At 71.2% G+C, this 11,744-nt stretch carries 13 protein-coding genes and 1 pseudogene; 10 read left to right on the forward strand and 4 right to left on the reverse strand.

Annotated features, from left to right (window positions below; all coding sequences use genetic code 11):
• The 3 genes from ETD86_RS47550 to ETD86_RS47560 form a co-directional block, all read left to right on the forward strand.
• Positions 1-769: MFS transporter (locus ETD86_RS47550; protein ID WP_170223665.1), on the forward strand; the 769-nt coding region annotated here is incomplete at its 5' end.
• Positions 766-1,257 (forward strand): alpha-amylase family glycosyl hydrolase, encoded by a 492-nt coding sequence (locus ETD86_RS47555; protein ID WP_211370759.1) that lies wholly within the window; start codon positions 766-768, stop codon positions 1,255-1,257. The genes ETD86_RS47550 and ETD86_RS47555, both read left to right, overlap by 4 nt.
• Before the next feature lie 87 nt (positions 1,258-1,344).
• On the forward strand, positions 1,345-2,328 hold the full coding sequence (locus ETD86_RS47560; RefSeq protein WP_138673217.1) for a DUF2804 domain-containing protein: 984 nt from the start codon (positions 1,345-1,347) through the stop codon (positions 2,326-2,328).
• 53 nt (positions 2,329-2,381) lie between these two features.
• Here the strand turns inward: ETD86_RS47560 and ETD86_RS47565 are convergent, their stop codons facing one another.
• Positions 2,382-3,236: an NmrA family NAD(P)-binding protein gene (locus ETD86_RS47565; protein ID WP_170223666.1), complete on the reverse strand. Its 855-nt coding sequence runs from the start codon at positions 3,234-3,236 to the stop codon at positions 2,382-2,384.
• A gap of 94 nt (positions 3,237-3,330) precedes the next feature.
• Here ETD86_RS47565 and ETD86_RS47570 point away from each other — a divergent pair, with 94 nt between their 5' ends.
• The 4 genes from ETD86_RS47570 to ETD86_RS47585 all read left to right on the forward strand — a co-directional run bounded on the left by ETD86_RS47570 (position 3,331) and on the right by ETD86_RS47585 (position 7,490).
• Positions 3,331-4,257 carry an AraC family transcriptional regulator gene (locus ETD86_RS47570; protein ID WP_138673219.1) on the forward strand — a complete coding sequence of 309 codons (927 nt, stop codon included), beginning with the start codon at positions 3,331-3,333 and terminating at the stop codon, positions 4,255-4,257.
• Positions 4,258-4,295: 38 nt separating this feature from the next.
• Positions 4,296-4,709: a ferritin-like domain-containing protein gene (locus tag ETD86_RS59455; protein WP_138673220.1), complete on the forward strand. Its 414-nt coding sequence runs from the start codon at positions 4,296-4,298 to the stop codon at positions 4,707-4,709.
• Complete coding sequence (locus ETD86_RS47580; protein ID WP_138673221.1) at positions 4,672-5,547, forward strand: ferritin-like domain-containing protein; 876 nt, start codon at positions 4,672-4,674, stop codon at positions 5,545-5,547. Before ETD86_RS59455 ends, ETD86_RS47580 begins: the two co-directional genes overlap by 38 nt.
• Positions 5,548-5,849: 302 nt before the next feature.
• Complete coding sequence (locus tag ETD86_RS47585) at positions 5,850-7,490, forward strand: hypothetical protein (RefSeq protein WP_138673222.1); 1,641 nt, start codon at positions 5,850-5,852, stop codon at positions 7,488-7,490.
• Here ETD86_RS47585 and ETD86_RS47590 read toward each other — a convergent pair.
• On the reverse strand, positions 7,477-7,911 hold the full coding sequence (locus ETD86_RS47590; protein WP_138673223.1) for a RidA family protein: 435 nt from the start codon (positions 7,909-7,911) through the stop codon (positions 7,477-7,479). The two genes, ETD86_RS47585 and ETD86_RS47590, sit on opposite strands and share 14 nt — an antisense overlap.
• 52 nt (positions 7,912-7,963) lie before the next feature.
• On the opposite strand from ETD86_RS47590, the gene ETD86_RS47595 reads away from it, so the two are divergent.
• Positions 7,964-8,419: a MarR family winged helix-turn-helix transcriptional regulator gene (locus ETD86_RS47595; RefSeq protein ID WP_138673224.1), complete on the forward strand. Its 456-nt coding sequence runs from the start codon at positions 7,964-7,966 to the stop codon at positions 8,417-8,419.
• Positions 8,420-8,431: 12 nt separating this feature from the next.
• Positions 8,432-9,067: a LysE family translocator gene (locus tag ETD86_RS47600; protein WP_138673225.1), complete on the forward strand. Its 636-nt coding sequence runs from the start codon at positions 8,432-8,434 to the stop codon at positions 9,065-9,067.
• Positions 9,068-9,074: 7 nt separating this feature from the next.
• On the opposite strand, the gene ETD86_RS47605 is transcribed toward ETD86_RS47600, so the two are convergent.
• A complete protein-coding gene (locus tag ETD86_RS47605) occupies positions 9,075-9,701 on the reverse strand; it encodes a class I SAM-dependent methyltransferase (RefSeq protein ID WP_138673226.1) in 627 nt (208 codons plus the stop codon).
• Between the two features lie 175 nt (positions 9,702-9,876).
• Between ETD86_RS47605 and ETD86_RS47610 the strand changes: the two genes are divergently transcribed.
• Positions 9,877-11,289 carry a PhoX family protein gene (locus tag ETD86_RS47610; protein ID WP_138673227.1) on the forward strand — a complete coding sequence of 471 codons (1,413 nt, stop codon included), beginning with the start codon at positions 9,877-9,879 and terminating at the stop codon, positions 11,287-11,289.
• An 8-nt stretch (positions 11,290-11,297) separates the two neighbouring features.
• Here ETD86_RS47610 and ETD86_RS56165 read toward each other — a convergent pair.
• Positions 11,298-11,744 (reverse strand): annotated as a pseudogene (locus ETD86_RS56165) (hypothetical protein); the annotation flags it as partial.

Raw genomic sequence — 11,744 nt, forward strand, 5'->3', positions numbered from 1 at the left:
GCTGGGCGGGGTGGTGGTCACCGTCCTGGCGACCGGGCCCCGGGCGGGGTTCCTGGCAATGGCGGCCTTGGTGCTGCTGCTGGTGCTGCCGTTCGGCCTGTTCACCCGCGAGCCCCCCGCCGATCCTGCCGGTCTCCCGCCGCTCGGCCTGACGTCCCTGCTGCGAAGCCTCTGGGTGAGCCCGCGCAGGCATCCCGACTTCGCCTGGGCCTGGACGAGCCGCCTCATGATCACCCTCACGCTCGCGATGGCGATCGGCTATCTGCAGTACTTCCTGCGCGATGCCGTCGGCTACGAGCGGCTATTCCCCGGCTCCACCGTGGAGCAGGGCGTCGTGGTCCTGGTGGCGGTCTTCACGTTGAGCAGCGTCGCGCCCACGTTGCTGGCGGGCTGGCTGTCGGACCGGTCAGGAAACCGCAGGCCCGCCGTCTTCGCCGGCGGCCTCACGATGGCCGCGGCCGGGCTGGTCCTGACGTTCCTGACCAGCTGGAGCGCAGCCATCGTGGCGAGCGTCCTGCTCGGCGCGGGCTACGGCATGTTCGCCGCGGTCGACCAGGCCATGGTGACCCAGCTCCTGCCCGCCGACGCCGACCGGGCCAAGGACCTCGGCATCGTGAGCCTGGCCAATTCCGCCTCCGGCACGCTCGGGCCGGTGATCGCCGCGCCCCTGGTCACCTCGGCGGGCGGCTATCCGCTCATGTACGCCGTCGCGGCGGGCTTCGCCGCCCTGGGGGCCTGCCTGATCTGGAGGATCCGCAGTGTTCGATGAGCCACCTGGCCGAGCAGCAGCTCTGGAGTCGGGGCGCGGACCAGGTCCTGATCGATGCCGAGGCAGGATCCCATGTTCGAGCGCACCCTGCGCGCGTTCATCGGCAGGGACGGCTCCCGGGTGCCCTGCCCTGGTCGGGCACTGCCCCGCCGTACGCGTTCGGCACGCGCGGCACGTGGCTGCCGCAGCCGGCGGACTGGGCGGCGCTGACCGTGGCCAGGCGGCAGGCCGACCCTCTGTCCACGCTGCGTCTCTACCGCGCCGCGCTCGCCATCCGCCGCCGCCATCCCGCGCTCGGCGACGGCGATCTGACGTGGCTGGACTCCCCGCCAGGTGTGCTGGCCTTCAGCCGCGAGCCCGGCTTCGCGCTCATGGTGAACTTCGGCGCCGAGCCGGTGCCGTTGCTCCGGCGCCGCGACGTCCTGCTCGCCAGCGGACCGCTGGATGGAGACCTGCTGCCCGCCGACACCGGGGTGTGGCTTTCGTGATCGACCGCCCCACCAAGACGGCCCCAGCGCGGGGCATCGAGCGCCCCGCCGACCTCGTCCGCCCGATCACCGAGAGGCGCAGGTTCCATGACCACCCATGAGCGGGAGATCACCGTCCCGGTCGACCTGTGCCTGCCGGACGGTCGCCTCAACCCCGACGCGGTCGGCTGGACCCGCAGGCCCCTGCACCGGGCGAACCTGCGCGGATGGGGGCGGCGCAAGCGCTGGGAGTACTGGGGGATCGTCACGCCCCGCCACATCATCGGCCTGGTGGCCTCCTCGCTGGACTACGCGGGAGTCCACGGCGTCTACGTGCTCGACCGGGCCACGGGCGTGGAGATCAGCGAGGAGGCGGTGGTGCCGCTGGCCCGCGGCGCCTCGTTCCCCGAGCGCAGCGGAGCCGGGACGGCGTTCGTACGCGGCGGTGGCGTGGCGATCGACATACGCCAGGGACCGGACGGCACCGTGATCCGGGCTGTCGCGCCCGGTGTCGAGATGGACCTGGAGGTGCCGCTGCCGGAGGGACACGAATCGCTCGGCGTGGTGGTGCCGTGGGGGCCGAACCGGTTCCAGTACACGGTCAAGGACGTCGGCCGCCCGGTGCGCGGGCGGCTGCGGCTGGAGTCGCGCGAGGTCACGATCGCCGAGTCGGACTCGTTCGCGGTGCTGGACCACGGACGCGGGAAGTGGCCGTACTCGGTCACGTGGAACTGGGCCGCCGGCAGCGGGCCCGGCCGGGCGATCCAGCTCGGCGGCAGGTGGACCGACGGCACCGGCTCGACCGAGAACGCGCTGTTCGTCGCGGGCCGGCTGCACAAGATCGGCGATGAGCTGGAGTGGTCCTATGACCGGGGCGACTGGCTGCGCCCGTGGCGGATCACCGGCCCGCGGGCCGAGGTGGAGTTCCACCCGTTCCATGAGAAGGTGTCCCGCACCGAGCTGGGGCTGGTCGGCAGCGAGACGCACCAGTGCTTCGGCCTTTTCTCCGGGCGGGCCCAGGCCGGCGACGGCACCTGGGTGGATCTCGACGGCCTGACCGGCTGGGCGGAGGAGGCCCGCAACCGCTGGTAGGCGGGTGCGCACCGGGCGTCCTGACCGCCGTCGAGCAGCGGCGACCGGCGCGTTCACGGGCGTGGTGCGGGCGGCAGGGGCGGACGCCGCCACACGGGCGCCTGCTCACGCGCGTACGCCTCCAGCGGCCGCGCCGGGTGGCCGGTGACGCGTTCGACCGTGTCGGTCACCACGGCGTTGCGGCCGTCGCGGATGAGCTGGAACAGGCCCCGCTGCCAGGCGACCGAACGTTCGTCGAGGCCCGCCGCCCGCATCCCGGTCACGTGCTCGTCCGGGTCGAGGGCCGCGTACCGGAGCTCCCGGCCGGCGGCCTCGCCCAGGATCCGCACCGCCTGGGAGTGCGTGAGCGCTTCCGGGCCGGTGACGACGTGGACCTGGCCCGCGTGGCCGTCTTCGGTGAGTGCGGCGGCCGCCACCTCCGCGATGTCGCGGGTGTCGACGAAGCCCACCGGGGCGTCGGCGGCCGGCAGTGCCAGCACTCCGAGGTCGCGCAGAGGGGATGCGGCGAAGCCCTCGCCGAAGTTCTGCTGGAACCAGTTCGGCCGCAGGGTGGTCCACTCCTTCCCCGAGGCCCGCACGTCCGCCTCCCATCTGGCCATCGGGATCGTGTCGGGCAGCAGTTCGACGCCCAGCACCGACAGCAGCACGACCCGCCGCGCGTGCGGCGCCGCCGCCAGCAGGTCCCCGACCAGGCCCGGCCGGTCGGGGTGCATGTAGGGGCCGACCACGTACAACGCGTCGACGCCCCGGAGCGCCTCCTGCCACGTGCCGGGGTCGGCCCAGTCGAAACGCACCCCGTCCGGGGCGGGGGTGCGGAGGGCCGCGCGCACCTCCACACCGCGCTCCGCCAGCGCCTCCACCACCGGCCTGCCGGTCTTTCCGCTTGCCCCGATCACCAGAATCTTCATGATGCTTCTCCCTTCGTCTGAGACGAGAGTAGGAGCTGGAGATCGGACGATGAATGCCTCAGAATCCGGAGAACATGTCTTATAGTCCTGTCTCATGGACGTGCTTTCTGACGCGCTCGCCGCGATGCGAACCGGCCGCACCCGCTCGGCGCGTACCGACGTCCGCGCTCCCTGGGGCCTGCGCTTCCCGGCGATCACCGGCACGTCGTTCCATGTCGTGCTCGAGGGCACGTGCGTGCTCCTGCCGCCCGGCGACGATCCACCGCTCGCGCTCGGCCCCGGCGACGTGGTCTTCCTCCGCGATGGGAGCGCGCACGCCCTGGCCGACGCCCCGGACACCCCGCTGACCGACTTCGCCCCCGAACGCCCGGATCCCTCCTCGCCGATCGGCCGCGTCCACGTCGACGGCCCCGGAGCGCGGACGATCCTGCTCTGCGGCGCGTACCAGCTCGACCGCGCCCGGCCGCATCCCCTGATGCGCGAGTTGCCCCGGCTCGTGCGCCTGTCCGCGCACGCCGAGCTCGGCCGCCTCGTCGACCTGCTCGCCGCCGAGTTCGCCCGGCCCCGTCCCGGTGGCGACGGGATCGTGCCCTCCCTGGTGGACGCGATGTTGCTGTACCTCCTGCGTGCCTGGGTGGAGGAGCGGGCCACCGCCGACGACACGCCGTCCGGGTGGGCGCGGGCGCTCGCCGACCACGCCGTCGGCCGGGCCCTGCACGACATGCACGCCCGGCCCGGCCATCCGTGGACGGTGGCGGAGCTGGCGGCCCGCAGCGGCCTGTCCCGATCGGTGTTCGCGCAGCGCTTCACCACGCTGATCGGGGAGCCGCCGATGGCGTACCTGACGTGGTGGCGGATGACCAGCGCGGGCCGGCTGCTGCGCGAGCCCGGCGCCTCGGTGCGGACGGTGGCCGAACGTGTCGGCTACACCTCGGAGTTCGCCTTCGCCAAGGCGTTCAAGCGCGAGTACGGCGTCCCGCCCGGCGCTTACCGGCGCCCTGTTCCGTCGCCGCCGGCGTGACGGTGACGAGGGTGGCATCCTGTGTAATTCTGTAATTCATGACTGAGCCCCCGATCGTCATCGAGCACCGCGAGCACGTGTGGTACCTGCTCATCCAGGCCTCCCAGCTCGAGCACATGATCATGTGTCAGTACCTGTTCGCCGAGTTCAGCCTCAAGACCGAAGGGCTCACCGGCGAGCAGCAGGCCGTGGTCGACCGCTGGCGCAAGGAGCTCCACGGCATCGCCGTACAGGAGATGCTCCATCTCGCGCTGGTCGCCAACCTGATGGCGGCCATCGGCGCCGCGCCCACCTTCGGCCGGCCCAACTTCCCGCAGTCGTGCGGCCCGTTCCCGCCCTCGATCCAGATGCGGTTGTTACCCTTCGGCGAGGCGGCCCCTGACCCACTTCCTCTTCCTCGAACGGCCCGAGGGCATGCGGCGGGAGGACGCGGCCGGATTCATCTCCTGTGATCCGCCGCCCGAGCCCATCGTGCCGGGCGAGATCTTCCCCCGGGCGCAGGAGTTCGCCACCGTCGGGCATCTCTATCGCGGCATCAAGGACGGCTTGACCGCTCTGGTCGCCGGTGTCGGGGAGGAGCAGGTGTTCTGCGGCTCGCCGAGGGCGCAGGCCACTCCGGAGTTGTTCCACTGGCCGGAGATGGTGGCGGTGACCGACCTCAAGTCGGCGTGCGCGGCCATCGACGAGATCATCGAGCAGGGTGAGGGTGCGCAGGGAGACTGGCAGGACGCGCACTACGGCCGCTTCCTGAAGATCTGGGAGGAGTACGCCGCGCTGCGGGCCGCAGATCCGGACTTCGAGCCCGCCCATCCCGCGCTCGGCGCGTTCACCCGCCAGCCCTTCGACGTGCGGGAGCCGCAGACGTTGATCGGCGACCCCGGCACGCTGGCGCTGGCCGAGCTGTGCAACCTCGCGTACGAGGCGATCCTGTGGCTGCTCACGCGCTTCTTCACCCACACCGACGAGAGCGACGAGGAGCTCGACGTGCTGATCGACGCGGCGATCACGATGATGGCGGGAGTGCTGCGGCCGCTCGGCACCGAACTGGCCCGGCGGCCGGTGGGTCCCGCGCATCCGGGACGCACCGCGGGACCGGCCTTCGAGATGTACTACCTGATGGACAACGTGGTCCCCTGGCGGGAGGCCGCGTGGACGGTGCTGGCCGAGCGGCTGCACCAGATCGCCGGCAGATGCGCCGCGCACGCGTCCGGCGACCCCGTGATCGCCGCCGCCGCGCACCGGGTCACCGCGGTGGCCGAGTCGATCGACGCCGTCCGCGCCCGGAACTGATGTACGGAACCCGTCCCGCCGCGGGTTCGATCCGATGCCGATGAGGTCTTCGGCCTCGTGCACGGCACACCACGGAATCTAGGCTCACGCCATACCCCTCCGTTGGAGGCCTCCATGTCCGGGCCTGATCAACTGTTGGACGAACCCGCATTCTGGTGGGGCGTGCTCGGCCTTCTGGTAGCGGACGTGGGTGCCACGCAACGCCTCACCGAACCCGCCCAAGACTGGTTCCACCTGCGGCGACGGGACCGGCGATGAGCCGGCTCACCAGTGCGGGCCCCGCCCTCGGAGAGGGTCGCCACATGGAGGCCCGGGCCGAGACACGGCGCGGCGGAGTGCTCTGGCTGGCCTACGCGTTCGCGGCGCGGCACCTGCTCGGGCTGATGGTGCCTGGCCTGCCGGTGTTCCTGCCGATCGGCCTGCTCGCGGCGTTGGCGCTGGCTTCTGTCGTGGACGGGGCGGCGGCGGTGGTCAACGGGGGATTCCAGCTGATCGGCACGCCTGGTACGCCAGTGCTGGTGTGGTCGGGGGCGGTGCTGGTCGTTTCGGCCGTGATCGCGCGCCTGTACCTGCACCGTCTGGTCATCAAGGGGACGATCGCCGAGTTCCATGAGGTCGTCGACGGCCTGCCCGAGAGCGCGCCGCGTCCGCCCAGGCCGGTGCCGGTGCTTGCGACGCTCCTCCTGCCGAGCCTCCTGTACGGGGGCGCGGTGCTGGTCAACCCGCTCGGCTGGCTGGAGGTCTCCCAGACGGCCGTCACGGAGAACTGGGTGGTCAACCCGGGCCACGAGGAGTCCGCGGAGGACGGGCGTCCGAAGCCGAGGCTCGGCTGGTCGGATCTGCAAGCCCTGCACGCGGGGCAGGGCGGGCGCATGGTCATGCTCATGGACCATCTCGCTGAGGCGAGGTTGCTGACCTGCGCGGACAGCAGGTGCGCCGGCACCCGGTTCTCCTGGGCCGAGCCGGTCAACGTCGATCATGAGCCCGCGGCGGCAAGTGCCCGGCTGCCGGACGGCCGCATCGTCGTGACCACCTGGGCGGTGGACGAGGATGCACGGGAGCTGGACGAGAACTGGCGCGCCCGGCTCGGGCTGCTGATCTGCGACGCGATGGCCTGCGCCCCGGCGCCCGGCGGCAAGCCCATCACGGAGGTGACGTGGGCGACCCGGAACAGGATGGCCGCCCTGGCGGCACGGCCCGGCGGCGGCCTGCTGGTCGCTCAGCTCCACGAGCTCCCGCTGGAAGACAACGACGTCGACAGGGAGGTGCTCTTGATCACCACCTGCGACGATCCGGCCTGCACCCGTCCGCGCACGAAGGAGGTCGCCAAGCTGCCCGCCGACACATTCGTGCTCGACAGACACGGCCTCCTCGCCGGCGTGGGCCCCGACGACCGCCCCGTCCTGGTCCGCGTCGACCGCGAAACCGGCACGATCTACGTGATCTCGTGTGACGACCCCGCCTGCGTCCAGGCACGCATGGGACGGCCCGTCCGGAGCGGTGCGCCCGAGTCCTCCGCCGGCCGTCCGGAAGGTGCGGAAACCGCCATGGTGATCCGCCCAGACGGCCGTCCACTGATCGCCTACCGCGACTCGGCCGACGGCGCGATCAAGCTGCTCGACTGCCGCACCCGCGAATGTTCACAGGCCGGCAGGGCCACGCTGTCCGAGCCCGGTCACGACCACGGAGCCCTGGCGATGGTGCTGGACCGGGGCGGGCGGGCGCTGGTGGCCTTCCGCGACCTCGACCGCGAACGGATAGTCGTCGCCGCCTGCACGGGGACACGCTGCACGCCGACCCCGGTCACGACGTCCCAGGGAGATGCCGGTCAGGTTTTGGCCATGGCGCTGGACGGTCACGGCCGTCCGGTGATCGCCTGGACGGGTTTCGACGGCTCGGACGGCTGGGAGTTGTTCGTGACCACACCGCTCAACCTGCCCTGAGCGGCTCAACGGGCAACACCGCCACCGCCTCTACCTCGACCAGCTGGTGCTCGTATCCGAGCACCGTCACGCCGAGCAGAGTGCTGGGCACGTCGTGGGCGCCCATGTACTCGCGGTAGACGTTCCACGCCGCCACCAGGTCGGCCTGCCTGGAGGACGCCACATAGACCGTGGTCTTCGCGATGTCGGTCAATGTGGCGCCGGCCCCGCGCAACGCGGTGACGAGGTTGCGCATCACCTGGTGGGTCTGCCCGGCATAGTCCCCGGCCGCCACCGTCCGGCCGTCGGCGTCGAGCGGGCAGGCCCCCGCCACCCACACCGTTCGCACTGGCGCGTCCGCGACGGACGCGTAGGCGTAGTCGACCTTCTGCGCGAGCTCGGCATTGCGGAGCAGCTTGATACCATTGCCAAATATATTCATGCGCTTATGATTTCAACCTGCTTATTATCTGTCAAAGGTGTATTTTCAAGGTATGGCTCGCCCTGACCTCGGCGCATCGCTGCACCATCTGGTCCGGTCTCTCGTCGCCGCCGAGCTCCCGGTGCTGGCGCGGCACGGGATCTCGATGTGGGGTTACGCCGTGCTCGGGGCCCTGTGCGACAGCCCGGTCCGTACGCAGGCCGCGCTCGCCGAGGCCATCGGCGCCGACAAGACCCGGATCATCGGCACACTCGACAAACTCCAGGAAGCCGGGCTGATCGCGCGCGAGCCGGACCCGGCCGACCGCCGCGCCCGGTTGTTGTCGCTCACCGACGCGGGCCGGGCGCTCTACCGGTCGGCCCAGGGCGAGATCCAGGCCAATGAGGACCGGCTGCTCGCCCTGTTGCCCGCGGAAGACCGGCACGGGTTCCTGCGCGCCGTACAGGTGCTGGCGGCCCTGACCCGCGAAGAGATCATCGGCGGCCCCCAGCCGCCGCGCCCGATTTGAGACGATGTGTTCATGCCTATCGACTCGCACCTTCTCGCGCTCTTCACGATGACCACACTCATCGCCATGATCACTCCCGGGCCGGACATGCTGTTCGTCCTGGGCTGCGGGATGCGTGGCGGCCCGCGGGCCGGTCTGCTCGCCACGGCCGGGGTGGCCACGAGCGAGGCGATTCACGTCGCCGTGGCGGCGGCCGGACTGGCGGCCCTCTTCGAGGCGGTGCCGGTCGCCTTCACCGTGGTGCGCGTCGTCGGAGCCGCGTACTTGATCTACCTCGGCGTGCAGATGTTGCGGAACCGCAAGGGCGTCGACAGCGAGATCACCGTGGCAGTCGGGGGCGCGCTGCCCGGTCGCAAGGCGTTCACCAGCGGACTGCTGACGAACCTGCTGAACCCGAAGATGGTCACCTTCACGATCGCCTTCCTCCCGCAGTTCATCAACCCTGAGCTGGGCCAGGTCTGGCTGCAGTTCGCGATCCTCGGCGCCATCCTCATCGCGCTGGAGTTCGTGGTGGACGGCATGGTGGGCGTGCTCGCGGGGCGGATCGGCGGCTGGCTGCGCCGCCGGCATGCCGCCCGCCGCAAGGTCGACATCGCCACCGGCGGCATCTTCATCGGTCTCGGCGTACGGCTGGCCGTCGAGCGCTGACCCCCGTTCAGGCAGGCTTGCGTGCGGCGAGGCGTTCGACGATGCCCAGCTTGAAGCGGTCATGACGTTCGACGACGAGACCGTGCTCGGGCAGCAGCCGGATGGGGCGGCGCAGGAAGTGCTCGCCGCCCGTGGGCACGGTCACCACTTCGAGCAGGCGTTGCACCAGGCGGACCGGCCAGGGTGACGCGGCGACGTGGTCGGCGAGCAGCAGGAGCCCGCCGGGCCGGAGCACTCGTGCCATCTCGCCGATCGCCCGCCGGTGGTCGGGGATCCCGCAGAGCGAGAACGTGCACACCACGGTGTCGAAGGTGGCATCGGGGAAAACGAGCGCCTGGGCGTCCCCCTCGTGCAGGTCCGCGCGCAGGCCGAGCCCGGACGCCCGGCGCCGGGCGAGGCCCAGCATGGCCGGGCTCCACTCGACGCCGGTCAGCCGGACGCCTTCGGGATAGAGCGGCAGGTTCAGGCCCGTGCCGATGGCGACCTCGAGCGTGTCGCCACTGGCCTGCCCGCAGATCCACGAACGGGTGTCGCCGAAGAACCGGCGGTCGAAGAACGCCATTTGCCGGTCGTACGAGGCGGAATGTTTGTCCCAGTATCGGCGTAGGCGTTCCTCACGGCTCTTGGACGTCATCGTCGACTCCTCCTGTGCGTCTCTCTCTTCCTACCTCGCGCCGGCCCCGTTCGCGCTTCCCAGGTCGCGTTAAGGCGTGGGACATCTCCGTTTCGCCGTACTGACATCGGGAGGCAGGAGGGTGACTCGCTGGGTGTTCGACCCAGTGGCGCCCTCGTGAGCAAGGAGCTTGACCATGAGCGACATCGACCGGCGGGGATTCCTGCGTAGAGGCCTGACGGCCGCCACCCTCGGCGTGGTGGCGGGCGGGCCGCTGGCGGCGCTGTCCGCGCGCACTGCGGACGCCTCCACGATGGTGAAGCGGGCCTTCAGCCCCGACTACGGGCCGCTGTCCCCGGTGAAGGACCACACCACCGGCCTGGAGCTGCTCAAACTGCCCCGCGGGTTCGAGTACGTGACCCACGGCTGGACCGGCGACCGGATGAGCGACGGTCGTCCCACGCCTGGCGCGCACGACGGCATGGCCGCGTTCCAGCCCAGCGACGCGCTCAAGGACAGGACGCAGGCCGGCGGCGCCGGCGGCGCGGGCAAGGGCCACTGGACGGTCCTGGTCCGCAACCACGAGGTGGGCAGCTACCGCGGCGCCTTCGTCGAACCCGCCTACAACCCGGCGGCCGGCGGCGGGACCACGTCGCTGATCTTCGACACGCGCAAGGGCGAGTTCCTGGAGAGCTGGGCGAGCCTGGGCGGCACCATCCGCAACTGCGCCGGCGGGCCGACCCCGTGGGGCAGCTGGCTGTCGTGCGAGGAGACCACGGAGATCAACGGCGACGTCCGGCACGGCTACATCTTCGAGGTGCCGCACGACAAGGTCAGCGACGCCAAGCCGTACAAGGAGATGGGCCGCTTCTCGCACGAGGCCGTGGCCGTAGACCCGGAGACCGGCTGGGTGTACGAGACCGAGGACGCCACCCCCAGCGGCTTCTACCGCTTCCGCCCGAAGGTCAAGGGCGACCTGGCGCAGGGCGGCGTGCTGGAGATGATGACGATCGGCCCATCGCCGTACATCACCTACAAGGACGGCACCGGCGTCTCCTACCCCGAGATCGGCTGGGTCGCCATCGACAACCCCGACCCCGGCGCGGACGAGACCAGCGTCGTCCGGCAGGGCATCGCCAAGGGCGGCGCCTCGTTCGCCCGCCTCGAGGGCGCCTGGTACCACGACGGCAAGATCTACATCGTCAGCACCAGCGGCGGCCCCGCCGGTCAGGGCCAGGTGTTCGAGTACGAGATCGCCGGCAACACCATGCGGGTGCTGTTCGCCTCACCGAACGCCGCCGTGCTGAACAACCCCGACAACATCTGCGTCAGCCCGCGCGGCGGCATCGTGTTGTGCGAGGACGGGTCCGGGGTGGAGTACCTGCACGGGCTCACCACCGACGGGGAGATCTTCCCGTTCGCGGAGAACGCGGTCGTCATCCCGGCCGGCGGCGTGCCGGGCAAGTCCGTGGCGCCCGGCAACTACACCGGTTCGGAGTGGTGCGGGTCGGTGTTCGACAGCAGGGACGGCGGGTGGTTGTTCGCCAACATCCAGTCGCCCGGCATCACGTTCGCCATCACCGGCCCCTGGGAGAACGGTTCGCTGTAGGACCCCGCTCACTTCGGCGAGAGCCGGAGAACGGCGCGGTCACCGGCGAGGTGGCTCAACTCCAGCCGCATGTCGTTGATGCGGCCGGGGTGACCGGGGGTCAGGGTGAGTTTGCCCTCGTCGCGGCAGCGGCCGTTGACACAGTTGCCGCTGACGCTGACGTTCATGCCCTCGACACGCAACCCGCCCGAGAAGCCCAAGAGCGTGATCCTGACCTCGTCCGGACGGAGGTCGCTGATGGTGAGCCGCTGGACGCCGAACCGCTTGCCGATGGGGAGCCGGTCGCCTGCCTGGATGCCGACCTCGCAGTCGGCGTCCTTGCAGGCGCTCAGATCGTTTCCGTCGGCCGCCTGGGACGCGGCGGCCGACGTCGCCCCGGCGCGGGGCGCTGGTCGTGTCGTCTCGGAGAGCGGCGCCGGCGGAGTACCTCTTCTCCCGTGGCATGCCCGACCGGG

The sequence above is a fragment of the Nonomuraea turkmeniaca genome (genome assembly GCF_005889735.1).
GTDB classification, from domain to species: Bacteria; Actinomycetota; Actinomycetes; order Streptosporangiales; family Streptosporangiaceae; genus Nonomuraea; species Nonomuraea turkmeniaca.